General features: G+C 62.5%; 28 protein-coding genes. 11 read left to right on the plus strand and 17 right to left on the minus strand.

Annotation, left to right across the window (positions count from 1 at the left end):
• The first annotated feature begins 22 nt into the window (after nucleotides 1-22).
• Nucleotides 23-967 (plus strand): glycosyltransferase family 9 protein, encoded by a 945-nt coding sequence (locus MU551_RS09740; RefSeq protein WP_247043245.1) that lies wholly within the window; start codon nucleotides 23-25, stop codon nucleotides 965-967.
• On the opposite strand, the gene MU551_RS09745 is transcribed toward MU551_RS09740, so the two are convergent.
• On the minus strand, nucleotides 925-1,842 hold the full coding sequence (locus MU551_RS09745; protein WP_247043253.1) for a sigma-70 family RNA polymerase sigma factor: 918 nt from the start codon (nucleotides 1,840-1,842) through the stop codon (nucleotides 925-927). The genes MU551_RS09740 and MU551_RS09745 overlap by 43 nt on opposite strands.
• A gap of 184 nt (nucleotides 1,843-2,026) precedes the next feature.
• Between MU551_RS09745 and MU551_RS09750 the strand changes: the two genes are divergently transcribed.
• A complete protein-coding gene (locus MU551_RS09750; protein ID WP_247043255.1) occupies nucleotides 2,027-3,178 on the plus strand; it encodes an NAD-dependent epimerase/dehydratase family protein in 1,152 nt (383 codons plus the stop codon).
• A 12-nt stretch (nucleotides 3,179-3,190) separates the two neighbouring features.
• Here MU551_RS09750 and MU551_RS09755 read toward each other — a convergent pair whose 3' ends face one another.
• Entirely contained in the window at nucleotides 3,191-3,736 is a 546-nt protein-coding gene (locus MU551_RS09755) for a hypothetical protein (RefSeq protein WP_247043257.1), read from the minus strand.
• A 196-nt stretch (nucleotides 3,737-3,932) separates the two neighbouring features.
• Between MU551_RS09755 and MU551_RS09760 the strand changes: the two genes are divergently transcribed.
• The 5 genes from MU551_RS09760 (at nucleotide 3,933) to MU551_RS09780 (ending at nucleotide 8,095) form a co-directional block, all read left to right on the plus strand.
• Nucleotides 3,933-4,832, plus strand: a complete 900-nt coding sequence (locus tag MU551_RS09760) for a hypothetical protein (RefSeq protein ID WP_247043259.1) — start codon at nucleotides 3,933-3,935, stop codon at nucleotides 4,830-4,832.
• Nucleotides 4,829-5,251, plus strand: a complete 423-nt coding sequence (locus MU551_RS09765; RefSeq protein ID WP_247043261.1) for a phage holin family protein — start codon at nucleotides 4,829-4,831, stop codon at nucleotides 5,249-5,251. Before MU551_RS09760 ends, MU551_RS09765 begins: the two co-directional genes overlap by 4 nt.
• An 18-nt stretch (nucleotides 5,252-5,269) precedes the next feature.
• On the plus strand, nucleotides 5,270-5,866 hold the full coding sequence (locus MU551_RS09770; RefSeq protein WP_247043263.1) for a DUF3618 domain-containing protein: 597 nt from the start codon (nucleotides 5,270-5,272) through the stop codon (nucleotides 5,864-5,866).
• A 121-nt stretch (nucleotides 5,867-5,987) separates the two neighbouring features.
• Nucleotides 5,988-7,139: a YihY/virulence factor BrkB family protein gene (locus MU551_RS09775; protein WP_247043267.1), complete on the plus strand. Its 1,152-nt coding sequence runs from the start codon at nucleotides 5,988-5,990 to the stop codon at nucleotides 7,137-7,139.
• Nucleotides 7,140-7,243: 104 nt separating this feature from the next.
• Nucleotides 7,244-8,095 carry a universal stress protein gene (locus MU551_RS09780; RefSeq protein WP_247043270.1) on the plus strand — a complete coding sequence of 284 codons (852 nt, stop codon included), beginning with the start codon at nucleotides 7,244-7,246 and terminating at the stop codon, nucleotides 8,093-8,095.
• Between the two features lie 3 nt (nucleotides 8,096-8,098).
• Here MU551_RS09780 and MU551_RS09785 read toward each other — a convergent pair whose 3' ends face one another.
• Together MU551_RS09785 and MU551_RS09790 are read right to left on the minus strand one after the other, a co-directional pair.
• Nucleotides 8,099-8,776 (minus strand): O-methyltransferase, encoded by a 678-nt coding sequence (locus tag MU551_RS09785; protein ID WP_247043272.1) that lies wholly within the window; start codon nucleotides 8,774-8,776, stop codon nucleotides 8,099-8,101.
• Nucleotides 8,777-8,837: 61 nt separating this feature from the next.
• Complete coding sequence (locus MU551_RS09790) at nucleotides 8,838-9,188, minus strand: thiamine-binding protein (protein WP_247043280.1); 351 nt, start codon at nucleotides 9,186-9,188, stop codon at nucleotides 8,838-8,840.
• A 69-nt stretch (nucleotides 9,189-9,257) separates the two neighbouring features.
• On the opposite strand from MU551_RS09790, the gene MU551_RS09795 reads away from it, so the two are divergent.
• Entirely contained in the window at nucleotides 9,258-9,878 is a 621-nt protein-coding gene (locus MU551_RS09795) for a TetR/AcrR family transcriptional regulator (protein WP_247043282.1), read from the plus strand.
• A gap of 17 nt (nucleotides 9,879-9,895) precedes the next feature.
• Here the strand turns inward: MU551_RS09795 and MU551_RS09800 are convergent, their stop codons facing one another.
• The 3 genes from MU551_RS09800 to MU551_RS09810 form a co-directional block, all read right to left on the minus strand.
• Nucleotides 9,896-10,219: a hypothetical protein gene (locus MU551_RS09800; protein WP_247043284.1), complete on the minus strand. Its 324-nt coding sequence runs from the start codon at nucleotides 10,217-10,219 to the stop codon at nucleotides 9,896-9,898.
• A 13-nt stretch (nucleotides 10,220-10,232) separates the two neighbouring features.
• Nucleotides 10,233-10,991 (minus strand): GAF and ANTAR domain-containing protein, encoded by a 759-nt coding sequence (locus MU551_RS09805; RefSeq protein WP_247044026.1) that lies wholly within the window; start codon nucleotides 10,989-10,991, stop codon nucleotides 10,233-10,235.
• A gap of 98 nt (nucleotides 10,992-11,089) precedes the next feature.
• On the minus strand, nucleotides 11,090-11,821 hold the full coding sequence (locus MU551_RS09810) for a GAF and ANTAR domain-containing protein (protein WP_247043286.1): 732 nt from the start codon (nucleotides 11,819-11,821) through the stop codon (nucleotides 11,090-11,092).
• Nucleotides 11,822-12,067: 246 nt separating this feature from the next.
• Between MU551_RS09810 and MU551_RS09815 the strand changes: the two genes are divergently transcribed.
• A complete protein-coding gene (locus MU551_RS09815; RefSeq protein WP_247043288.1) occupies nucleotides 12,068-12,292 on the plus strand; it encodes a hypothetical protein in 225 nt (74 codons plus the stop codon).
• A gap of 71 nt (nucleotides 12,293-12,363) precedes the next feature.
• Here the strand turns inward: MU551_RS09815 and MU551_RS09820 are convergent, their stop codons facing one another.
• From MU551_RS09820 to MU551_RS09835, 4 genes are all read right to left on the minus strand, one after another.
• Complete coding sequence (locus MU551_RS09820) at nucleotides 12,364-12,603, minus strand: hypothetical protein (RefSeq protein ID WP_247043290.1); 240 nt, start codon at nucleotides 12,601-12,603, stop codon at nucleotides 12,364-12,366.
• 134 nt (nucleotides 12,604-12,737) lie between these two features.
• Complete coding sequence (locus MU551_RS09825) at nucleotides 12,738-13,049, minus strand: AzlD domain-containing protein (protein ID WP_247043300.1); 312 nt, start codon at nucleotides 13,047-13,049, stop codon at nucleotides 12,738-12,740.
• Nucleotides 13,046-13,837, minus strand: a complete 792-nt coding sequence (locus MU551_RS09830) for an AzlC family ABC transporter permease (protein WP_247043302.1) — start codon at nucleotides 13,835-13,837, stop codon at nucleotides 13,046-13,048. Before MU551_RS09830 ends, MU551_RS09825 begins: the two co-directional genes overlap by 4 nt.
• A 17-nt stretch (nucleotides 13,838-13,854) precedes the next feature.
• Nucleotides 13,855-14,730, minus strand: coding sequence for a glycerophosphodiester phosphodiesterase (locus tag MU551_RS09835; protein WP_247043304.1), 876 nt, complete (start codon nucleotides 14,728-14,730; stop codon nucleotides 13,855-13,857).
• Nucleotides 14,731-14,780: 50 nt separating this feature from the next.
• Here MU551_RS09835 and MU551_RS09840 point away from each other — a divergent pair, with 50 nt between their 5' ends.
• Both MU551_RS09840 and MU551_RS09845 read left to right on the plus strand, forming a co-directional pair.
• Complete coding sequence (locus MU551_RS09840; protein WP_372489837.1) at nucleotides 14,781-16,097, plus strand: DUF445 domain-containing protein; 1,317 nt, start codon at nucleotides 14,781-14,783, stop codon at nucleotides 16,095-16,097.
• Between the two features lie 114 nt (nucleotides 16,098-16,211).
• Nucleotides 16,212-17,243 carry an SDR family oxidoreductase gene (locus MU551_RS09845; RefSeq protein ID WP_247043306.1) on the plus strand — a complete coding sequence of 344 codons (1,032 nt, stop codon included), beginning with the start codon at nucleotides 16,212-16,214 and terminating at the stop codon, nucleotides 17,241-17,243.
• Here MU551_RS09845 and MU551_RS09850 read toward each other — a convergent pair.
• From MU551_RS09850 to MU551_RS09875, 6 genes are all read right to left on the minus strand, one after another.
• On the minus strand, nucleotides 17,205-17,954 hold the full coding sequence (locus tag MU551_RS09850; RefSeq protein ID WP_247043314.1) for a LamB/YcsF family protein: 750 nt from the start codon (nucleotides 17,952-17,954) through the stop codon (nucleotides 17,205-17,207). The genes MU551_RS09845 and MU551_RS09850 overlap by 39 nt on opposite strands.
• Nucleotides 17,944-18,786, minus strand: a complete 843-nt coding sequence (locus tag MU551_RS09855) for a hypothetical protein (protein ID WP_247044030.1) — start codon at nucleotides 18,784-18,786, stop codon at nucleotides 17,944-17,946. Before MU551_RS09855 ends, MU551_RS09850 begins: the two co-directional genes overlap by 11 nt.
• Before the next feature lie 155 nt (nucleotides 18,787-18,941).
• Entirely contained in the window at nucleotides 18,942-19,316 is a 375-nt protein-coding gene (locus tag MU551_RS09860) for a hypothetical protein (RefSeq protein ID WP_247043315.1), read from the minus strand.
• A 20-nt stretch (nucleotides 19,317-19,336) separates the two neighbouring features.
• The gene (locus MU551_RS09865; RefSeq protein ID WP_247043325.1) at nucleotides 19,337-20,941 is read right to left on the minus strand and encodes a radical SAM protein; all 1,605 of its coding nucleotides are present in this window, start codon (nucleotides 20,939-20,941) and stop codon (nucleotides 19,337-19,339) included.
• A 1-nt stretch (nucleotide 20,942) separates the two neighbouring features.
• Entirely contained in the window at nucleotides 20,943-21,308 is a 366-nt protein-coding gene (locus tag MU551_RS09870; protein ID WP_247043334.1) for a hypothetical protein, read from the minus strand.
• Nucleotides 21,305-22,063 (minus strand): prolipoprotein diacylglyceryl transferase, encoded by a 759-nt coding sequence (locus MU551_RS09875; protein WP_247043336.1) that lies wholly within the window; start codon nucleotides 22,061-22,063, stop codon nucleotides 21,305-21,307. The genes MU551_RS09870 and MU551_RS09875 overlap by 4 nt, the downstream gene beginning before the upstream one ends.
• Between the last annotated feature and the right edge of the window lie 65 nt (nucleotides 22,064-22,128).

Consider the following 22,128-nt stretch of genomic DNA (forward strand, 5'->3'; position numbering starts at 1 on the left):
AAACTCGAGGAAGGACACGGATTTGAACGGTCATCCTGTGCAGCAACCCAGGCCTGATTTACTGGTGTTGCGGGCCCTCAAGCTCGGAGACCTGCTGGTTGCGGTGCCGGCATTGCACGCTTTGCGCCGCGCTTATCCGGAACACCGTCTTCGCTATGCTGCCCAGGGCTGGCTGACGGAGGCGCTCCAGCTCGTCGGCGGTTTTGAACTTCTGCCGACGCACGGGCTGGACGAACCGATTGCCCTGGAGCCCGGCACTGTTGACGTGGCAGTCAACCTGCATGGCAGCGGACCGGAAAGCCAGGAGCGCATAGAGGAACTCAAGGCCCGCCACACCATTTCCCACATATCTGAGCGCAGGGACGGGCCCCCATGGCAACCGGACCTCCATGAGCGGGAGCGCTGGACGACCCTGTTGCAATGGCATGGCATCGAAGCTGACCCCTTGGACTTTCGCCTCAACCGTCCGGCAGTACCTGCGGCAATACCGGATGCCACCGTAATCCACGTCGGCGCGGCCTACGGCAGCCGTCTCTGGCCCGTCGACCGGTTCGCTTTCGTGGCGTCCAAGCTGGCGGCTTCAGGGCACAGCGTTCTTTTTACGGGGAGCGCTGCCGAACGCGAGCGCGCCCTGGTGGTCTGCCGAAGGGCAGGCCTCGCCGAAACCGCAGTTGTGGCGGGGCAACTGACGCTCAGCCAGTTCGCAGCGGCGGTGGCCGACGCACGGCTGGTCATCTCGGCAGACACGGGGGCAGCACATCTGGCCTCCGCTTACGGCATACCGTCCGTAGTGCTCTTCGGCCCGGCTCCGCCCGAAATCTGGGGCCCTCCGCCAGGCCCGCATGTGGTGCTGACCAAGGCTGCGGTAAGGCGCGGAGACACCTTTGCCGCTGACCCGGATCCGGCGATATTGGGGGTGGCCACTCAGGAGGTACTGGAGGCCGTCCGAGGCCTGGGCCTGCTTTGAGTATCGCCGTCGAGCAGCCGTTGCTGAAGCTGGACCAGGATCTTTGAGAGCCGGCGGGAGACCTGCATTTGGGTCATCCCCACTCTCTGGCCCAGTTCGCTTTGTGATTCCTCCAGGAAGTAGCGCCGGTAGAGCAGCTGCCGATCCGCTTCACTGAGCTCCTGGATGGCGTCGCTGAGGCTGAGAAGTTCTTCGAGCCGCTCAGGGGAGGCATCGGGGGAGACGAGCGTTTCGGCGGGAGGTGGCGCATCACTATGTACATCAACCGCATCCAGCGAGTCCGGACGAAGGCTGGCGGAAGCGGCCATCGCTTCCCGGACGCACGCGACGTCGGCGCCCAGTTCCAGGGCGATTTCAGCGTCCGTGGGAGACCTTCGCAGCCTCTGCGACAGCAGGGGCTCAGTCCGCAGGATCTCTGTGCGAAGGTCCTGGATGTGCCGGGGCGGCCGGACCATCCAGCAACGGTCCCGCAGATATCGTTTGAGTTCACCGGTGATGGTGGGGGTTGCGTAAGCGGGAAAACTCCCACCCCGGCTCTCATCAAAACCCCGCGCGGCCTTGACCAGGCCCAGGTAGGCAACCTGATTCAGGTCCGCCCTTTCGCGTCCCCTGGAGACGAACCTTGCGGCGAGGGACTCGGCAAGATCCAGGTAGGTGAGAACCAGGTGATTCTGGAACGTGAGCTGAATCTGGCCTTGCTGGTTCTGTCGTGGCTGATTATTCGCCGGTTTATTGTGCTCCGGCTGACTGTGCGCTTTTTGGTTGTGCGCTCTTTGGTTGTGCGCAGGCTGGCTGTGCACAGGCCGGTTTGGAGCCGTCTTGTAGCTTCGTCCGGTTGCCGGGAGCAACGGCAGGGAAGGCTGGGTTTCCCGCATGTCGTTCGTTCCTTTGTGCTGGAGCGTTCGAAAAGCCCGTGGCAAGACTTATCAGTAGCGAACCATAAGGTTGCTTATTAAACAATGCCCGGTAGCGTTATTCGAAGAAACTGTCTGAAGCCGGGAACGGAGCAATTGGACTTCCGGGCCCGTGGCCACCAGCTGAACGGAAGGACCGTCCGAGATGCGCGTCGTTATCGTAGGAGCCAGCGGCAATGTTGGAACGGCCGTTCTGCGCAGGCTCCAAAAAGAGCGTTCTGTGAGGCCGGACCTGGAGCTGGTCGGAGTCAGCAGACGGGTGCCAGACTCCTCCAAGCCACCTTTCAACGGCGTTTTGTGGCATGCCCTCGACGTGGGCGCGGAAGAGGATCGGCACCAGCTCAGAGCAGCCCTTAAAGGTGCAGATGCGGTGGTGCATCTTGCCTGGCAAGTCCAGCCAAACCACGATCTGGACCGGCTCTACCGCACGAATGTGACAGGCACGGCGAACATGCTCAGCGCTGCCAAAGAGGCCGGAGTAAAGCACATCGTTTGCGCTTCTTCCATCGGCGCATACAGCCGGGCGGCCAGCAAGGAATTCCGCGTCGACGAGAGTTGGCCCGCTACCGGCATCCCAGGCTCGCACTACAGCAGGCACAAGGCGGAGCAGGAGGCCTTGCTGGATAGCTTCATGGCCGAGAACCCCACTGTTACCGTGGCAAGGCTAAGGCCTGGCCTGACGTTCCAGCGTGATGCCGGATCCGAGATCGGGAGGTACTTCCTCGGCCCACTGATACCGAAGCTCTTGCTTGGTAAGCCCAGGACGCCCATCCTTCCCGTTCCCCCGCAGTTTGTTTTCCAGGCCGCCCATGCCGACGACGTTGCTGACGCCTACTGGCGCGTTCTTGACCGCGGAGCGGGGGGCGCCTTCAACATTGCCGCCGAGCCGGTGGTGACACCCCAAGGGCTCGCAGGGCTGTTCCACGCTAAGCGCTGGTTGCCCATCCCGGTACGCATGGTCCACGCCGCCGCGGATATCAGCTGGAGGCTGCATTTACAGCGAACCGACGCCGGCTGGGTGGACATGGCTGAAGGGGCTCCCATCATGGACACCACCCGGGCACGGGAAATCCTCGGCTGGACACCGCAGGTATCCTCACTTGATGCCATCAAGGAAGTACTGGCCGGGCTCGGCTCCGGGCACGGGATAGCAGCATCGCCTGCCATGCACCCCCGGCCGCTGCTTGGGCCGGCAGGGCTTCGAAGGCAGGCGATGCGCAGGGTGGCCGTCCGCAGTGGCGCTTTGCGCAGTGAGGCTTTGCGGCGTCAGGCCTTCCGCACGCCCAGCGGGCAGTAGCGGCAATAACGCCTAGCGGCGCCCCTCGTCATTCCGGCGGCGTTCGTTAGCATCACGGTCAGCAGCATCGCGGTCACCAGGGCCGCGGTCACCAGGGCCGCGGTCGGGAACGCCATGTTCTACGTGGCTGCGATCGTCGCCGCGATCGGGAACGCCTTGTTCAACATGGCCGTGACCGTCATCGCGGACCCGATCCTGCCGGTTCCTTGTATCGACATCCGGATCCAGGGAGTCGGCACGCCTCAGCCGTTCAGCTGATTCGCCACGCAGGGACTCAGCTTCGCTCTGCCGCTTCTCAGCCTCCTGGCGCATTCTCTCGGCATCCACCTGAGCCTGTTCGGCATCTGCGCGGGCCTTAGTGGCGTTAGCCTCGCGCTCGCGGGCGTCCAGCTCAATGTTTTCCGCCTTGCGGCGCATTTCCCCGGCCTGTTGGCGCTGTTCGGCAACGTGCTTGTGGTGCAGTTCCTCTTTGCGTCTCCGGGCGGCCATCGCTCCCAATACGAGCGCGACCACGACGACGATTCCTATCACGATCCAGACCCAGGCCATTGCATCCATGGGATATTCAACCCTTTCAACTCGCGCAAGATCCGGCGGTTTCCGCTGCCGTCCTCACTGTTCAGCAGCACCCCTCGTGTCCGTTTGAAAGATCTTAGGAAGGGTACTTACTATTCGATAGTAATCATGCTTACTATTTAGTGCCAGTAATGCTGGTTCTTGATCAGCAGCCGACCTTTTGAGAAAGAGAGCGAAGATGACAGAGAACCAATGGCCGCAGGACGGAAGCTACGGCACCGCTCCGGCCGATGCGCGATCGACCGACCCGTATGACCCCGCCTACCCTGCAGGAACAACCACTTCCGCAGGGATGCAGTCCGGTGAGGAGACCGGGTCATCCAAAAAGGACGCCATGAAGACTGAGGCCGGGGAAGTCGGCAGGCAGGCCAGCGACTCTGCGCGGAACGTGGCGGAAACTGCAAAGGCTGAGGCAGCAAACGTTGCAACAGAGGTCAAGACGAACGCCAAGGATCTGCTGTATCAGGCAAGGTCCGACCTCACGAACCAAGCCGGAAGCCAACAGCAGAAAGTTGCTGAGGGCCTGCGCTCCATCTCCAGCCAGTTGCATTCCATGGCCTCGGCCCCTGATGAACAGGGCGTTGCATCAGATCTCGTCCGCCAAGCGGCCGAGCGCTCGTCCTCCGTGGCTTCCTGGCTCGAAGCAAGGGACCCGGGCTCGCTGCTTGACGAAGTAAAGTCCTTTGCCCGCCAGCGTCCGGGGACATTCCTCCTGCTTGCAGCTGGTGCAGGCGTCCTGGCCGGCCGCCTGACCAGAGGGTTGACCGCCGGTTCCCCTGATTCGGGAATGGGCAGCACCGGAACCAGAACCGGAATGGTTGAGCCCATGCCCGGAGGGATGGCAGTTCCCCCGCCGCCGGTCCAGTATCCGGCTCCCACAACCACCACGGCCGGGGTCGCAGCGGGGACTGGAGGCCAGACGTACCCGCCGAATCCCGTGGAGGGCGCAGGAACCACCCGCGACCAGTGGGCCGATGACCCGCTGGCAGGCGACCGCGTTGGTGAGAGCCCCCTGTCAGGAAGCCGCCCAACTGACGATCCTTACCGCGACGATCCGTTTGATGGTGGGCGTCGATGAGCAGCCAGATACCGGAGCCTCCTCCCTCTGAGGCGCACATGAAAGCGGACAACTCCTCACTGGGCGATCTGCTGAGCGATGTCACCAGGGACATTTCCACGCTGATGCGCCAGGAAGTTGAGCTGGCCAAGGCCGAGATCAAGCAGTCGGGAACCCGGGCCGGGAAAGGTGCAGGCCTGTTGGCTGGCGCCGGCGTGGCCGGGCACTTCGTGCTGCTGTTCCTCTCCGTGGCTCTCTGGTGGGGACTGGGCAACCTGATCGGGCACGGCTGGTCCGCCGTCGTAGTCGCCGTGATCTGGGCCATCATCGCCGCAATCCTCGCGTCCATGGGCCGCAAGGAACTCAAGGCGATCAAGGGCATGCCCCAGACCGCGGAAACGCTCCAGGAGATTCCACCCACCTTGAAACCAAATACCTAGATCGAGCAAGGACAGACGATGACCGAAAACCCTGACGCGATCCGCGCCGACATAGAAGCAACCCGCGCACGGCTGGGCACCAATGTGGATGCTGTGGCAGACAAAGTCACACCGTCCAACATCGTCCACCGCCAGACGGACAAGGTAAGGGAAGCCGTTTTTGGAGTGAAGGAGAAAGTTATGGGAGCAGCCGAGAACACCGCTGACCGTATGCACTCAGCCCAGCAAGGCACGGGCTCCGCTTTTAGCGACGCCGGCGCCGCCATCAGTGAGGCTCCGCAGCAGGTCAGGGCAAAAGCCCAGGGCAATCCGCTCGCTGCCGGACTGATCGCTTTCGGCGCCGGAATGCTCCTCTCCTCCCTGATCCCGGCAAGTGAGAAGGAACGTGAGGCCGCCCAGCAAGTCAAGACCGCCGCCGAACCCCTGGCCACCCAGCTGACGGAAACAGCAAAGGACATGGCCCAGGGACTGAAGGAACCTGCCCAGGAAGCCATGGAAAACGTCAAGGCGACTGCGGCAGAGGCCACCGAACATGTCAAAGGCGAAGGCCAGATGGCAGTGGAGGACGTCAAATACAAGGCAACAGACGCCAAGGACAACGTCCAGAACGCCTGACCCTGCCGCGTCGATCAGGCCGGCCGCCCGCACGCGGGCCGGCCGGCCTGCCCGTTTATCCCTCCCTCACTCGTAGCGAAACGCCCCGGAAGGAAATCCGGCAGATTTGAGGATAATTCCCATGGCCAGAAACAACTTCTCTGCGAAGAACAGCTCCAACGCAGGCACCGAGACGGCTGACAACAGCACGGCAAAGGCCCAAACAGCCCCCGCCCCGGATGATGCGAGCAAACCTGACAGCCTTCGGGACATCAGCAAACCGTCCTGGAAATACATTGCCCGGAAGTCGTTCCGGGAGTTCATGAGCGATCAATGTCAGGATCTTGCCGCAGCCCTGACATATTTCGGTGTGTTGTCGATATTCCCTGCCCTGCTGGCACTGGTGTCATTGCTCGGCGTATTTGGCCAGGCGGAGAGAACCACCTCCGGACTGCTGGATATCGTTCAGGGTATTGCGCCAGGCGGAACGGTGGACTACATCCGGCAACCCGTGGAGGAACTGGTCAACTCCCCCGCAGCGGGCTTCACTCTGGTCTTCGGTATCGTGACCGCACTTTGGTCCGCATCGGGTTACGTGGGTGCCTTCGGCCGGGCGATGAACCGCATCTATGAGACTGATGAGGGCCGCGGTTTCGTCAAACTTCGCGGCACAATGCTGGGTGTCACCGTGGTGACCGTGCTTCTGGTCGCAGTGATCGCGGCCATGTTGGTTCTAAGCGGTCCCGTGGCTGAGGCCGTAGGGAGCGCCATTGGCTTGGGCGGAGCCTTCCTTACAACATGGAACATCCTGAAGTGGCCCGTGATCGTGCTCCTAGTGGTGGTTGCCATCGCCATCCTGTACTACGCCACACCCAACGTGAAGCAGCCCAAGTTCCGGTGGATGAGCATGGGCTCGTTCATCGCCCTGGTTGTATCCTTCCTGGCCACACTGGGCTTCGCCTTCTATGTGGCCAACTTCGCCAATTACAACAAGACCTACGGAGCCCTGGGCGGCGTCATCGTGCTGCTGCTGTGGCTCTGGATACTGAACATGTCGCTCCTCTTCGGGGCAGAGTTCGACGCCGAGATGGAACGCGGGCGGCAGCTTCAGGCAGGCATTGAGGCAGAGGAGACAATCCAGTTGCCGCCCCGTGACACCAAAAAGAGCGACAAGATGCAGGAAAAGGAAGAAGAAGACATCCGCCAGGGCCGCGAACTGCGCGAACAGCATGCCGGCCAGCCGGAAGCCGAAAGTAACGGCGGGGAAGGCAACGACAGAGCCCGTGGCAGGTAGCCGCCCCCGATAATCAGGCAGCGAGGCCCGCGCCCTAGTAATCCTGCGGCTCTTGGCGTTTACTTGGTTCCACCTTCGCGCCGATGCAATCCAGGGAGGCCGCAATGCCAGGAGCCGCAGAATGGAATGAGAACCGCATCCTTGCGGTGGGGTTCGACGGGTCCGAACAGTCCCAGCTCGCCGTCAAATGGGCAGCTGAACATGCTGCTGACCAGGACCTGAAGCTGCGGATTATCCACGCCTGGGTATGGCCTGTGTTCACCAAATCCCTGGGACCCGTCAAGGGCGTCTCCGGCAGCGGGCTGCGCCATGCCGCTGAGGCTACCCTGCAGGAGGGCGTGGACCTGGCGCACGAGGTATCGGGCGAACTGGAGGTTGAAGGCGTCTTCGAGGCCGGCCTCCCGGGCCAGGTGCTCAGGGACGCCACCAAGGACGCCCGTCTTCTGGTTGTGGGGCATCGGGGAATAGGCGGGATCGTTGGCCAACTGGCAGGTTCCGTCTGCCTGGACCTCGCCGGGCATTCACCGTGCCCGCTTCTGGTTGTCCGGTATCCCCATCGCGGAGGGGAGCCGGTTGCGGCAGCGCTCAGCACCGCGCCCAACAGCGAAGCGGTAATCGTCGACGCCATCAGAATGGCGCGGGCGCTGAACACCTCACTGGAACTGGTCCACGTCGAGGTGGAAAACGGGCGCCATCACGAAGCCCACGGCAGGCACTCCCCTCTGCACGGACAGGCGTTGGTGGACCATGCCGTCGAGACCGCCCGTGAGCTGGCACCGGATGTGACTGTGTCTGGTGTCCTCCGGCAAGGGCACCCCATCTCGCGGGAACTTGCAGCCGCGTCAGCGAACGCGGACCTTCTCGTCCTGGGAGCCCACCGTCAGGAGGGTGGCCCGGGCCGCACAGTTTCGGCCCTCCTCCCGAGGGCACTGTGCAATGTGATGATTTCCCGGTGATGACTACCTGACCAGCGCGAGGGCAAAGCCGTCCCAGCCCTTTGATCCCACAGTCTGGATCACAGTCGCGTCCACCCTGGGGTCTTCCCCCATGATGTGGAGCGCATCGAGGATGCCCGGGGCGTTGACGTTGTCCAGTTCCGGCTCCAGAACAGCGCCCTCCCACACCACGTTGTCCATCACGATGGTGGTTCCTGGCCGGCCGAGGCGGATAGCCCAGTCAAGGTAGTGCGGATCGTTTTCCTTGTCCGCATCGATGAAGACAAAATCAAAGGGTTCCCGCGATTCAGACTCCAACACGGGCAGGGTTTCCAGCGCGGCACCAACCCGGATCTCCACTTTGTGTCCGACGCCAGCCGCGTCCACGTTTGCCCGGGCTACCTTGGCATGCCGTGGAAGATATTCACACGTGACCAGCCGCCCGTCGTCGGGCAGTCCCTGGGCCATCCAGATGGTGCTGAAACCGGCAAGGGTGCCGATCTCCAGCACATTGCGGGAACCGGACAGCTGCACGAGCAACTTCAACAGCTTCCCTGCGTTTGGCGCCACCTCAATGCCGGGCATGCCTGCCGCGGCCGCAGACGTCACCGCCCGCTGAAGTCCAGGATCAGGATGGACGACGACGTCGGTCAGGAAATCTTCCACTGCGGTCCAGTTTGACTCGGCTTTGTGCTCGATCATCCGCCCAGTCTGGCAGTTCACAGGGACGCGCGGAAGCGCCAACGTGCCGGAAGGACCAAATTTATCGGCTTTCGCTGATGGCCTTTTCCAGCCGCTCAACCTTTCCGGACAATTCCCCGGAGTAGCCAGGCCTGATGTCCGCTTTGATGACTAGAGACACGCGGCTGCCGAAACGTCCCACGGCTTCGGTAGCCTCCTTCACAACAGCAAAAACCTCATCCCATTCGCCCTCGATGGTGGTGAACATCGAGTCTGTCTGATGCGGAAGTCCCGATTCCCGGACGATTTTCACTGCGGCGGCAACGGCGTCGTGAACGGAACCGTCAGCGGCATTGGTTGGGGAAGTAGCAGCGGAAGCGGGGTTCCTTCCTGCGGGCGTGCCTGAAGGGGCTACAGAGAATGCAAGCAACATGCGTCCAGTGTTTCATGCCCCCTGCGTCATATAGGCTGCCTACCAATCAGTAACCCATAACCTTGAAAAATGAACGTGGCAGTAGAGCGAAAGCCCCTCCGTGCTGATGCTGCACGCAATGTAGACAAAATCATCAGTGCCGCGAGGCAGTGTTTCCGCGAGTATGGTCCTGAAGTTCCCCTTCAAACCATCGCAGAAACGGCCGGGGTCGGACCAGCAACGCTTTTCCGGAACTTTGCCGACAAGGAACAGCTGGTGCTGGCCGCGCTCAACCGCCAGCTCCGCCTTCATGTCGATCCCGTCATCGACGATGCCCTCTCCGGACACGATGCAGCTGCAGGCCTCTTCAGTGTCATCGATGCCCTTATGACCGCAGCCAGCGAGGACGCCAATCTCCTCGGTGCTGTGGCCGGACGGAGGCAGCTGCTCACAGGCATCACCGGCGGGCTCATCGAGTCTGTGGGAGTCCTGCTGGGCCGGGGACAGGGTCAAGGAACACTCCGTGAGGACATTTCCCTGACGGACCTCTTCAGACTGCTGGCCATGCTGATCGGCGTGGTGGATACCATGGAGCCCGGCTCTGACGCCTGGCGCCGTCCGGTTGCCCTGATCGAGGACGCCATCCGTACCGAGCGTCCCCGCCGTCCTCTGCCTGCCCAGTCACCCCTGCCGGGCTTGCAGCTGGCCTGACCTACGCGGGTCCAGGTTTACTCCGAGTCCCCGGGCTCATTCTCCGAAGTTTCGCCGTCGTCGTGTGAGCGTCCGGCATCCTCAGACTCCCTGCTGTAGGAAGCCCGTCCACCCTGCGAATCGAGCTCGTCCAGGCGCTCGTTGAGGGCATGGCTCAGGATGTCACGCTGAAGGGGCGGCAGGGCTATGGCTCCGTGAATGTAGGCCTCGACTTCAAACTGGCCTGCAACCCCTCCAATGCTGAAATACCTCAGCCACAGTTCTTCGATTCGCAGGTCCGCATCCCTCAGCGTCTCTTCGAACCGAAGCCTTTGCTCATCCTCGTCTTTGCCCAGGGCCAAAGCGTACCCCCGATCAGATGCCGGCTATCCGGGTGGAAGAAAGCAATTCCGCTGAAATCTCACGTAAAGGCTTCCGGTCCCGCCGCGATTCTGTCAGGAGCTGCTGCATGGCTGAGGCCTCGTCAATCCCGTACCTCGCCATCAGGACCCCTCTTGCCGCCGCAATCATTTCACGCCCCGCCAGGGCATCCTGCAGCATCTCGCTCAGGGTCTGAGCGCTCTCGCGGGCCTGGACGTTAATGATGAAGATGGAGGCCTGTGCCGCGAAGAGCTCCATCAGCTCCACAGTGGATGCGTTGAAGGTTCCGGCCTCGCGGGCGTATACCTTGACAGCGCCAAGGACCGAATCGCCCGCGAGCAGCGGCGCGCTTACAGCAGATCCCAGCCCAAGCTTGCCAGCGTCTTCCAGCCACTCCGGCCAACGGTTATCCGTCCGGACGTCCTCAACCAAAACCGGCTTCCCGGTTGCCCAAGCCTGCAAGCATGGGCCCTCTTCCAAGATGTACTGGGAGTTGTCGGCTGCCTCCACCAGGGGATCGGACGCCGCAGCCGTCCGCTTCCTTCCTGCGGCATCGACCAGGGTTACGCCGGCACCCACAGCACCCGGGATGGCAGCCTGGGCTGCAGCCGTGATGAGTTCGAGGGCACGGGAAACGGTCTCCTCGGTGAGGAGAAGCTCGTTTGCCCTTGCGAAAACGGCTGCAAGCTCGTCGGCAAGCGGAAGGCCTACCACCATGACTGCCCCGATTGCACCAACCCCGCCGCCTTCCATCTCTCCCAAGCCCACTTCCAGCATATCCCCGTACCGGAGGTGGAGCGCCGGATTATGGCGCCTGGTTTGCAAGGCCTGCCATAGGTCTCCGGCAGCCGTCAGATATCAAAGTGCGTACTGTTCTCGGCCGAGAGGGAGCTGTCGTAGTTCCGCAGGATCTCCTCAGCAACAACCCGGAGCTTGACGTTCCTGTTGTTGGAAACCCTGGTCAGGATTGATATTGCCTCAGCCTGCGTGCACCGGCTTTGGCCCATAACGATTCCGGACGCCAGATTGATGCTGGTCCGGGACTTCATGGCCGCAAGGACATCATCCCTGAGTTCCTGAGAGGCACCTATCCTGACGGCCAGCCTGAGCGCCTTACCCCCCTGACAGGCGAAGGTCTGGCAATGGCGGATGATTTCCTCAGTAAAGGCGTCAGCTTCCGGAGCGAAGAAGCTTAGAGAAGCCGTGGCTCCATGCTCCAGTGCCAACGGAACCCCAAGGATACTCAGCTGGCCGCGGTCGGCCACCAGTTGGTTGTAACGGCCCCACCGGGTGTCGGTCCTGGTGTCCCGCACCACCACGACAGCAGACTCCCGCACAGCCTGGAGGCACGGCCCGTCCCCGAAGGCCTGCTGGATCTCGTCCAGTTGACGCGCCTCGGGACAGCTGCCGGCCACAGTCACGGACTTACGCTGGCGGGTCAGAGCTACTGCACAGGTGACCGGCAATCCTGCTGCTTCCGTGATGGAAGCAGCAGAAAGCACAGACATCTCCTGCAGGAAAGCGCCGACGTCGTTGCTGTCCAGGACGAGGTCCTGTAATCGCTGGAAAAAAATCTGATCCACTTCAACCCCCTTATGGCATGGATCCAAAGTCAGAAAAAGAAACATCCTGTTGTGGGCAGGCCCACATTTCAATAGACTTTTTGTGGGTTACGCAGTCAGCCCCAGAACTTTGGTATTGGAGCTAGTAATGTCCGTGCAACTGCAACGCCATCTCCAGCCCGACTGCTTCCGTTCGGAATTTCCACGTTTGGCAGCCCGGCGACTCAGTGTCCCACCCTCTCCGCGACGGCTCCCGGCGGCGACATCATGAACCGCCCCCAGCTGGTCCACTACATCAATGACTCCCGGGATCCCGGGGTGGTCCTCTCCGAGGCTACGGTAAGAGAACTCGAGCAGCTGGTCGACGCCCTGTACCGGAACCTGGACACACCCGAACCCGAGTTCGGCGCCCAAGTCTGGTATGAGCTCGCTTCCGAAGAGCTGGAACGCCGGAAGGTTCGGAAGTTTCCCGACGCCTATGGTGCCGCCTGAGACAAGACTCCCTGACCCGGGATCACCCAGACCGTGATCGCCTGAATCCAGGGGCGCAACGGGCAATCCTGTCATTCGGAGGGTCCGTCTTGCGCCCCGGCAGGTTTGTCCTGGGCTTCTTTGTCTTGGGCTTCTTTGTCCTGGGCTTCCTTCAGGTGCTGCTGCAGCTTCTCTTCGGATTCCCGACGACGGCGGGAAACGTCCTGTAATTCACGGTTGGACTCGGATCCCGTGGAGGGCGGAGAAACCCGCGGCTGCGAGCGCGTGTCGTCGTCGTCCCGCGGTTCAGCAGGGACGTTTTCTTCAGTCATTCTCGAATACTGGCATATTTCCAGTTCCGCGGGATAGGGCCTTAGGCCCGTAGAAAACAGCGGTCTCCTTCCGACGTGCCTTCGCCGGGGCCTCGGCGGGGGCGGAAACAGCCCAGGGTCCTTGGGATCCGGAGTCAGTTCCAGCCCATCAGCCTTAATCCTGCGGCTGCCCCGGCGCCGGCAAGGACCACTACGAGGAACGGCGCCCTGAGCCAGAGCGCTATTGCCGCGGCGGCGAGCGCGCCGACGCGGGCGTCCAGGGTCACCGACTGACCTGATGCCACCGTGTTTACGATGGTCAGGGAGGCCAGAAGGCCGATGGTCATTGTGCCGGCGATCCTCGACATCCGCGGGTTCTTGAGCAGGCTTGCCGGGACAAAGTACCCTGCGAGTTTCCACAGGTATCCCAGGAGGCAGGCGACCAGAAGCCAGATCCACAGGCTCATCGCATACCTTCTTCCGGAGCAGCCTGGTGCCGTGGTGCAGTGGCCTCGTGCCGGGGGTGACTGTGAATGTGGTGATGATGGCGTTCGGCATAGGGATCGACGTCCGGCTCCATGCCCTCATCGCTGCGACCATGGCTGAACCAGCCAATCGCTGCTGCCACCACTGCTGCAATCAGAATCGGCACCCCTGACGGCACCAACGGAACTGTGAGCACGGTGGCGAGAGCGCAGACAGCAGCGATGGCAACCGGCTCCCGGCCCTTGAGCCGGGGCCACAGCAGACCCAGGAAAGCCGCCACGGCAGCGCCGTCGAGACCCCACTGCTTCGGGTCACCAAGGGCGCTCCCGGCGAGGGCGCCTACCGCGGTAAAGATGTTCCAGAGGACGTAGATGCCAATCCCGGCCGTCCAGAATCCACGCTGCTGCTCGCCAGGATCAGTCTGGCCGGTACTGGTGGCTGTGGATTCATCAATAGTGATGTGCGCTGCTACATACTTCCGCCATCCACTGGGGCGGAGCAAGGCGTTGAGCTGCATCCCATAGATGCCGTTTCGCATGCCCAACAGGGTTGCGGCACTCATGGCGGCAATTCCGGTTCCGCCGCCGGCAACAACACCGATGAATGCGAACTGCGAGCCGCCGCTGAACAACAGCAGGCTCAGTGCCATGGTCTGGAAAAAGTCCAAACCGGAAGACACCGACAACGCACCAAAGGAGATCCCGTAAAGGCCTGTGGCAATGCTGATGGAAATGCCCACCCGCACAGCGGGGGACTTGAGGAGGGTCATGCTGTGAATATCCGTTCCTAAAGCTGTGCCAATACCTGCGCCGGCCGGTTGGTGGTGATTTCGTGAATCCCCAGCCCTTGACACAGTGCCACGTCGTTCTCCGAGTCCACAGTCCACACCCTGAAGCGGCGGCCCGATTCAAGCCAGCGCTGCACTGCCCTGGCGTGCTGACGGACGTAGTCAATGCCCGGACCTGCCATGCCTACCTCGCCCTCGTCCAGGATTCTTTCCCCTTCGAGCTGGGCTGCCCGCATGACGTTTGCCACGGCCCCGCCGGTGAACGGGCCAAGCCCCAGTTCTTCGCGGATCTCTTCAACGTTGATGTCATCAACCAATTGGCAAATGAAATCGCCGGGTATCGATTTCCGCAGATGCCTTACGGAGTCGGGGCTGAAGCTCATGAAGGATACGGAGATGTTATCCACGGCAGAAGAGGGCGAATCCCAGCCCTCGGCCCGAAGCACTTCAAGCACCCGGTCCTCGAGCTTCAGCTGATACGGACTGGGATGCTTGAGTTCGATGGCCAAGCCGATGGGCCTGGCCGCTGCCCGCAGGATATCCAACAACTCGGGCAGGGTCAGGAATTGTTCTGACCGGGCACCGTATTCGGTTGGAATCCTGGCACCCTTCCAGGAGGAAAAATCTAAGAGCCTGAGCTCGTCCAGGGTCCGTTCCGCCACAGGCCCGGTGCCGTCAGAGGTTCGGTCCAGGTTTGCGTCGTGCAACAGGACAACGTGCTGGTCCTTTGTCAGGTGGACGTCGCACTCCACCCCGTCGGCACCTTCGGCAATGGCCCGCAGGTACGCCGCGCGGGTGTGCTCGGCGAAAGCGGCACTTGAGCCGCGATGGGCATAGACCAGGGGACGAACGGGTCTGGACTCGTCGATTGTCATGCTGCCACGTTATCGGACACCTGTTAAAGATGCGGCGATAGGCTGGGCACATGCAGGTGAATACTGAGCCAACCACCGTTCCGGCTGCTCCCGGGCGCGTATCCAACACCGAAGCCGAGGCGGCATCCAGCGACGCCCTCAAGGCTGCTGCCCTCGGCAGGATGAAGCTGCTCGCCTTGGCGATGCTCATCGCCATGGCTGTCATCTTCGTCTTTGCGTTCGCCCTGCAGGAAGAATATCCGTGGCTGCAGTATGTACGTGCGGCTGCTGAAGGCGGAATGGTGGGTGCGCTCGCAGACTGGTTCGCAGTGACTGCCCTGTTCAAATACCCCATGGGCATCAGGATCCCGCACACGGCCATCATTCCGCGGAGGAAGGACCAGATCGGGGCCTCTCTCGGTGAATTCGTGGAGACCAACTTCCTGTCCGAGCAGGTGGTGCAGGAAAAGCTGGCCAGCGTGGATATCGCCCGGAAGGCAGGCTCCTGGCTGGCCGGCCCCGGCGGCGCCGAACGCGTCGCGAAGGAGGGCGCCGCCGTCATCCGCGGGGCATTCAAGGTTCTGAACGACGACGACGTCCAGGCAGTCATCGAAGGCATGGTGCGGAAGCACCTGCTGGCTCCGCCGTGGGGACCCCCCGTAGGACGCCTCGCTGAGCGGATTTTCGCCGACGGCCACCACCACACCCTGGTGGACCTCCTCATAGACCGGACCGTGGACTGGGTCGCCCAAAACCATGAGACGGTCAGCAGGCTGGTGTCACAGCGCTCCCCGCAATGGGTTCCGCAGTTCGTGGACGGACTGGTAGGCGACAAGGTGTATGTGGAGGTGCTGAAGTTCGTCCGTGCAGTACAAACCGACCCCCAGCACCAGGTCAGGAAGTCGATCGACACCTATCTCAACGACCTCGCGCAGGACCTCCAACATGATCCCGTGATGATCGCGCGGGCTGAAGGCATCAAGGCCCAGGTCCTCGGCGATCCTGAAGTCCGTGAACTCGCTTCCCGTACGTGGGGCACGATGAAGCGGGCGCTGCTCGACGCCGTCGACGATCCCCGCAGCGAGCTGACCATCAAGTTCAAGGCCGCCGTTCGGGACTTCGGTTCCCGGCTGGTGGACGACGAGGAGCTGGCAGGCAAGGTAAACGCCTGGATCGGTGACGCTGCAGGCTACCTCGTGAAGACTTACCGCTCTGACATTGCCGCCGTCATTACGGAGACCGTGGCCCGCTGGGACGCCGAAGAGACATCACGCAAAATTGAACTGCAGGTGGGAAAGGACCTGCAGTTCATCCGGATCAACGGCACCGTGGTGGGCGCCTTGGCCGGCTGCGGGATCTTCACAGTGGCCCACCTGATCTTCGGCTGACGCGTTGCCTCCGCGACATCGTTGTCCCGGACGGCATTTCTGGGTAGCATCTAAAAACTAAGCCTGCTTAGTTTTTACCAAATGCTTGAGCTCTGATGACCTTGGGAGACCAAGATGCGGACAAGGGATTCTGTCGTCGTAATCACAGGCGCATCGAGCGGTATCGGCCGTGCGACTGCGCTCCGCTTTGCGCGTAAGAAGGCGCACGTGGTTCTGGCTGCCAGACGTTCGGAAGCCCTTGAATCGCTGGCTGGAGAGTGTCGAAAGCTTGGCGCCAAGGCAGTGGCTGTGCCAACCAACGTCCTTGATACGGCCTCAATGGACAGGCTGGCCGCCCGCGCCATCGAAGCATTCGGCCGGATCGACGTCTGGATCAACAACGCCGCAGTCGCCGTCTTCGGGGCTTTCCTCGACGTGCCGCTCAGCGACTATCAACGCGTCCTGGATGTCAACGTCATGGGCTATGTTCGTGGAGCCCGGGCAGTTCTCCCCCACTTCCGTGCCAAGGGGTCCGGCGTCCTCATCAACGTCTCTTCGGTTGAGGCGGTTATCGCCCAGCCCTACGGAACTGCCTATGCCATCTCCAAAGCAGCTGAAAGGGCCCTGGGCGTGAGCCTTCGCTCGGAGCTCCTCCTGGAGGGCCGTAAAGGTATCCATGTCTGCACCGTTCTGCCTGCGGCGATTGACACGCCGATCTACCAGCAGGCCGCGAATTACACAGGCTACAAAGTGCGGCCGATACCGCCGGTTTACTCGCCCCAGAGGGTGGCCCGGACCATTGTTAAGCTGAGTGAAAAGCCCCGCCGTGAGGCAGCCGTTGGCCCAACCGGGCGGCTCCTCCTGCTAAAGCACAAGGCGGTGCCGGGAGCCATTGAGGCGGGCACAGCCCGGGTAGTGAACAAGACGCACTTATCCCGTAGACGCGCTGCCGCCGCGTCATCAGGGAACCTTTACCGATCGTCAACGGCGAAGAGAACCGCAAGGGTGGAAGGTGGATGGCACGGCCGCAGCCGGACAGCCCGACGCCGGCTGTTCGCCCTCGCGCTGCTGGCGGGAGCCGGGAGGGTCCTGTTGAAACGGCAGCCAGGCGCCCGGAACCCTGGACGTTCAGGCGAAAGCGTCAAGCTCCACGCCGGCCTGAAGTAGGGCCTCCCGCACAGCCGAGGCAGTCTTGGCCGAGTTTGGAGCGTCCCCGGAGAGGTACAGCGAATCGGGACGAAGCCGCACGAGGCTTCCGTCAGCTGCCTCCACCTCGCCTTTCAGTGCAAGTCGGACGGCCCGCTCTACGATCTGTTCCTCACCGACGATTGCTGCTCCATCCTCGTCCCGCCTCATGGGACGGCCATCCGGATGGTAAACACGGTCGATATAGGCTTCGTGGAATACGGGCTGACCTGCTTCTCCGGCCATCGCCAGCAGGGCAGAGTCCGGCAGGCCCAGTACAGGTAGCCCGGGATCATAGGCCTGGATCGCAGCGATCACCGCGGACGCCTGTTCGCCGTCGTGCAGGGTCTGGGTAAAGAGCGCGCCATGGAGCTTGACGTAATCCACGGACGCACCAACGGCATGGGCCACCCCGTCCAGGGCGCCAAGCTGGTAGAGCACATCACCAAAAAGCTCATCAAAAGAGACGTCCAGGAACCGTCGACCGTAGCCCTGAAGATCGCGGTAACCCAGGTGCGCACCGACGGTGACATCCAGCTCGACCGCGGCACGGCACGTGTCCAGCATAGTGACGGGGTCTCCGGCGTGCAGTCCGCAGGCAACGTTGGCGCTGGTCAGCAGCGGGATAAGGGCGGCGTCATCCCCGGCCGCCCATGGGCCAAATGATTGCCCTAAATCGGCGTTAAGATCCAAAAGTGTCGCCTTCCTGAACAGGGTTACCCTGAATCGTGTTTCGGGGTGGGTAGTTTGCGGGCGCGGGTCCACCGGCTGGTCCAGCCTTCAACTCCCCGGGAATTGTATCCGGCATGGGGCCAAAGGCCTTCTTCGCATTGGCTACAACGGCTCGTCCCATCATGCGGTTGCCCACTCCTCCAACAACAGCGCCCACACCGAATGGCAGCGCACGTCCCAGCAAGGCCGTGCCCTGACGTTGCAGCAGGTTCCGGAGGAAAGCCTTCTGGATACGCTCACGCACGGTTCCGCCGGAAAACGGGGTGGCACGGGCAAAAGCGGAACCCCAGGCCTGTGTTGGCCCCCTGCCTTTTCCTGTTGCCTGGCCGCCCAGTGAGCCCAGCAAGGACGTGCCCTCCTCCCCCAGCATGATGGCCATGACCAAGGTGCTGGCCTTCTCGGGATCCACCATCCGTACACCATGAAGTTCGGCCAGGGAGGTTGCGTACAGGGCTGTTGCCTCGAGGAACCCAATGGTGGCCAGGGCCGACAACCCCAGAGCAGCCGCTGTTCCAACGCCTGGAACCACTGCCGTACCGCCCACTAAAGCGCCACCCCCGGTAACGGCAGCGATGTAGTCGCGTTCAAGCTTGTCAGCCAACTGTGCCGCCGTGGCCGTCGGATACTTGCGCTGGAGACGCCGGATGTTGGCCAGGACCAGGGGCCGTTGGATCTCCACGGCACGCAACAGCATGTTGTGGACTCCGGGCTTGGGTTTCCCGTGGGAATCGAAAACAGCGTTTTGGGCCGTCTTCTGCGCAATTCTCATCGCCGGATTTTGTCGCATGGCCATCATCACCTCATGTGGGATCGGGAACACCTGTTAGTTGTCTTATACCCCGCAGAGCGGCAAACACCCACCTTATCTGCACGCGGGCAGGTGCGTCACCAGACGTCGGGCGGCCTGCAATCCCTGGCTCCCCGTCATTATCGAACACCGCTGTTGGTTCAAAAGCGGAAAAGCTGAGCTGCCAGCGAATATATCCCCCACAGCCCAGCCGCCAACAGGGTGCCCAGGTAGGCCAACACCAGCCTCGTATCGCGGAGGTAGCATTTCGACCTCGTGAGGCCCCGCCGTCGCGCTTTCCAATAGCCTGCGAAACCGACTGCGGCGAACACGGCCAGCGCCACCGGACCCGCTGCCCAGCCGAGCAGGGCAACGGTCGCGAAGATGCAGAGCCGCAGCGGATCGAAGGGCGGTGGGGACTGCTGGTCCGTTTCAGGGTCAGGCCTGTGTCCGTGTCGGTCTGCGTCCTTGGAACCAACCAGCTGCGACGGCAATGGCCCGGCTGCAATACGCCGGGCATCAGAAGCGGAACTCATCATTCCTCCCTATCCCTGACTCAGACCTGGCGGACTGGGAGAAGCCGGGTGCCCGTGGCTGTGCTCATTCGTTGCCTGGCCAGGGCCGGCCACGCCTGAACAGCACAGAACGGAGCGCACTGATGATCGCCGGCGTCACTCTTCGTGCCCACATGAATGCAGCATTGCGTGAGCCGTTCTTCGATCATGGTCGAGATGTCCATGAAGGGCTTGACCATGATGCGGGTGATCCGTTCGGCGAGGAGTCGGCGCAGCCGCTGTTGCTGCCCTGGCAGCTTCCCTGCGGCCAGTGTAGTGAGTGTGCCGATGCCGAGGTCGCACTGGGTGCAGATGTTCTTCCAAAGATCCATTGTCCGCGGATGGGACAGGGAGGACTGCTCGCTGAGCAGGTCCAGCAGGGAGGACTTCATGAGGCTGCGCAACTCGAGCGGGATCGCGCTGTCGGCGATGCGGTTTGCGATGCTGTCAGGATTGAGTTCCAGCCAGGCGAGCAGCTGGTCGTGCCCGATGAGGGCTGTCAACGAACGCCAGACCCCTGAGTCGTCCTTCAGCATGTAGCCCACGGACGCGCAATGCGGATGGGAGCACGGGAGTGCTGTCAGGTCGTGCCATGAGACCACCCCTCCGGTTTGCTCCGCAAGCCGCGCCAGCACACCTGTGTGGGTGAGCCTGTCCTTGGGGTCAATGCCGTGGCCGCGCCCTGAACCGAATACGGGCTGAAGCGCAACCCCGCCCACGAACGGGGTTTCCAAAGCCCGCATCACGACGGCGCCGACCTCGTCATCGTTGACGCCGAGTGTCGCTGTCATCGTCAGGGTGGTGAAAACACCTGCCTCGGACAGGCGGGAGATGGCCATGTCCTTGAAGCGCGTGAGATCTCCCCCTCGGTGATGGATCGATGCTTCTTTGGACGGGCCGTCATATTGGAGGTACACCTCCACACGATCCCGGTGCCTGGCCAGCAGCGCGAGGAGTTCGTCGTCGGTGGCCATCAGCATGCCGTTGCTGTTCACCATGATCCGGACGATCGGCCGGGCGACGAGTTCATCCAGCAGTTCGGCCAGATGGGGATAGAGTGTCGGCTCACCGCCGGAGAGCATCAGCACGTCCAGCCGCCCGTTTTCGCGGGCCAGCCGGGTGTCGATATTCGCCAGGACCTCACTGAGCGGCGCCACTCCCTGCAACTGGGGGCCGGAGGCAGTGAAGCAGGTGGGGCAGCGCAGGTTGCAGTGCTCGATGATGTCCTGCAGGAGGATGCAGGTGTGCTGCGTCTGCATGGCAGGCAGCCCGTAGGCGTAGGCCTCAGGTACCTGGCGGTAATTGCCTGCCTGGTCCGGGATGTGTTGCTTGGTTGGCGCCTGCCACTTCTCCAGGTAGCGCAGAATTTCCGGAGACTCGTCGTACAAGGTGCTGATGAGGCCGTGATCAGGGCAGCCACGTTCGAGCCAAACCCGGTCATCGCGGATCAGCAGCGCGCCGGACAGGCGCCGTACCTGCGTGAGCGGGGGGTTTGTCTCGTGGCAGTGGGGACAGAAGGCTGTGACGTACCGGTGGATGCGGTCCCCGCGCAGCGGCTGGCCGGGGCCGGGCAGCGCCTGCCGGGAAGAGAACGGTGACCGATTCATCTCAGATCTCGCCTCTCATCTGCGCGAGGAATCCGACGCAGACGCCGCCGCCGAGCAGGGTGAAGATTCCCAGGCCAATCAGCAGCCCCGCACCCAGCCGGGACGTGCGTGGCCGGACCGCCAGGACAACGGCTACCGCCAGATAGACGGCGATTGGTAGGAACGCTGCAGGCCCGGCGAGGAAGGTCTTGTACCCCTGATCCGGAGCAATACCCTGTGTTGTTCCGAAATAGAGGGCATAAAGAGCAGGAGCCCCCAGCAGGATTCCGAGCACCAGGAGGCCGAGCCCTGGTTTAGGAGGCTCCTTCTCCTCTTCTTGGGGCGGTGGGGGCGGGTTCCGCGGAACGTCGGGAGTGTCCTCGCTCATGCCACTCTTCCTTCCAACTTCGGGCGGAATGGTTTCCCGAATACCCGCAGCATCCGCCAGGACAGCAGGGGGAGAATCATCAGGAGGAACCATTGTGGACGGCTCATCCCAAGCCAGACCACCTCGTTGCCGCGGACAAACTCGACTCCGAACCTGAACAAGGCGTAGGAAGTCACATAGCAGATGAAGAGGTCGCCAGAACGAGGCAAGCGGTCCCGATAACGCCACATGAGCCCGAATGCGGCGAGATGGAACACGATTTCATAGGCAAAGGACGGGTGGAGCCCTACCTCCGGCGGTCCGCCCAGCATCGCAGCCTGCCCGGATGTGAGCGTTATCCCCCAGGCTCCCCCAGTCGGGGTGCCAGGCAGTTCTGTAAGGAGACAGCCCACCCGTCCGATGACCAGCGCCAGGGCGACCGCGGGTGCCAGCAAATCCCCGGTGGCTTCGCGATAACCTGTCAGCCGTTTACCCAAGTGGACGCCGAGCCACGCGCCCACCAGGCCCGCGAGGATGCTGCGGTCGCCGTTGCCCCACCAGTCCGCCAAGGAGACCTGCCGGGAAACATCCCATGTGAGGGCCCTTGAACCAATGGCCCCGAAGGCTATAGCGAAACCGGCAATGGGCCACAGCCGTGGGTCGGACAGGCCGCGCCGGCGCTTCTCATAGGCGTAGAACAGCAAGGCTGCGAGGATTCCCAGCCCTAACAGGCCGGCGTGCACCAGCCCGTCTCCCGCGAAGGGAAGCCCGATCATGAGCAGAGTGTAGCAAGTGACCATTCCAGCCCTCCGTCGGCAGCGCTGCACGATACGCGAGCGTG

The organism is Arthrobacter rhizosphaerae, from assembly GCF_023062595.1.
GTDB lineage: Bacteria > Actinomycetota > Actinomycetes > Actinomycetales > Micrococcaceae > Arthrobacter > Arthrobacter rhizosphaerae.

Bases quoted from the DNA above. Each gene is read 5' to 3' on its own strand.
- MU551_RS09745 (WP_247043253.1), bottom strand. From the start codon at position 1,842: ATGCGGGAAACCCAGCCTTCCCTGCCGTTGCTCCCGGCAACCGGACGA.
- MU551_RS09750 (WP_247043255.1), top strand. From the start codon at position 2,027: ATGCGCGTCGTTATCGTAGGAGCCAGCGGCAATGTTGGAACGGCCGTT.
- MU551_RS09755 (WP_247043257.1), bottom strand. From the start codon at position 3,736: ATGGATGCAATGGCCTGGGTCTGGATCGTGATAGGAATCGTCGTCGTG.
- MU551_RS09760 (WP_247043259.1), top strand. From the start codon at position 3,933: ATGACAGAGAACCAATGGCCGCAGGACGGAAGCTACGGCACCGCTCCG.
- MU551_RS09765 (WP_247043261.1), top strand. From the start codon at position 4,829: ATGAGCAGCCAGATACCGGAGCCTCCTCCCTCTGAGGCGCACATGAAA.
- MU551_RS09770 (WP_247043263.1), top strand. From the start codon at position 5,270: ATGACCGAAAACCCTGACGCGATCCGCGCCGACATAGAAGCAACCCGC.
- MU551_RS09775 (WP_247043267.1), top strand. From the start codon at position 5,988: ATGGCCAGAAACAACTTCTCTGCGAAGAACAGCTCCAACGCAGGCACC.
- MU551_RS09780 (WP_247043270.1), top strand. From the start codon at position 7,244: ATGCCAGGAGCCGCAGAATGGAATGAGAACCGCATCCTTGCGGTGGGG.
- MU551_RS09785 (WP_247043272.1), bottom strand. From the start codon at position 8,776: ATGATCGAGCACAAAGCCGAGTCAAACTGGACCGCAGTGGAAGATTTC.
- MU551_RS09790 (WP_247043280.1), bottom strand. From the start codon at position 9,188: ATGTTGCTTGCATTCTCTGTAGCCCCTTCAGGCACGCCCGCAGGAAGG.
- MU551_RS09795 (WP_247043282.1), top strand. From the start codon at position 9,258: ATGAACGTGGCAGTAGAGCGAAAGCCCCTCCGTGCTGATGCTGCACGC.
- MU551_RS09805 (WP_247044026.1), bottom strand. From the start codon at position 10,991: ATGGAAGGCGGCGGGGTTGGTGCAATCGGGGCAGTCATGGTGGTAGGC.
- MU551_RS09815 (WP_247043288.1), top strand. From the start codon at position 12,068: ATGAACCGCCCCCAGCTGGTCCACTACATCAATGACTCCCGGGATCCC.
- MU551_RS09820 (WP_247043290.1), bottom strand. From the start codon at position 12,603: ATGACTGAAGAAAACGTCCCTGCTGAACCGCGGGACGACGACGACACG.
- MU551_RS09825 (WP_247043300.1), bottom strand. From the start codon at position 13,049: ATGAGCCTGTGGATCTGGCTTCTGGTCGCCTGCCTCCTGGGATACCTG.
- MU551_RS09830 (WP_247043302.1), bottom strand. From the start codon at position 13,837: ATGACCCTCCTCAAGTCCCCCGCTGTGCGGGTGGGCATTTCCATCAGC.
- MU551_RS09835 (WP_247043304.1), bottom strand. From the start codon at position 14,730: ATGACAATCGACGAGTCCAGACCCGTTCGTCCCCTGGTCTATGCCCAT.
- MU551_RS09840 (WP_372489837.1), top strand. From the start codon at position 14,781: ATGCAGGTGAATACTGAGCCAACCACCGTTCCGGCTGCTCCCGGGCGC.
- MU551_RS09845 (WP_247043306.1), top strand. From the start codon at position 16,212: ATGCGGACAAGGGATTCTGTCGTCGTAATCACAGGCGCATCGAGCGGT.
- MU551_RS09855 (WP_247044030.1), bottom strand. From the start codon at position 18,786: ATGGCCATGCGACAAAATCCGGCGATGAGAATTGCGCAGAAGACGGCC.
- MU551_RS09860 (WP_247043315.1), bottom strand. From the start codon at position 19,316: ATGAGTTCCGCTTCTGATGCCCGGCGTATTGCAGCCGGGCCATTGCCG.
- MU551_RS09865 (WP_247043325.1), bottom strand. From the start codon at position 20,941: ATGAATCGGTCACCGTTCTCTTCCCGGCAGGCGCTGCCCGGCCCCGGC.
- MU551_RS09870 (WP_247043334.1), bottom strand. From the start codon at position 21,308: ATGAGCGAGGACACTCCCGACGTTCCGCGGAACCCGCCCCCACCGCCC.
- MU551_RS09875 (WP_247043336.1), bottom strand. From the start codon at position 22,063: ATGATCGGGCTTCCCTTCGCGGGAGACGGGCTGGTGCACGCCGGCCTG.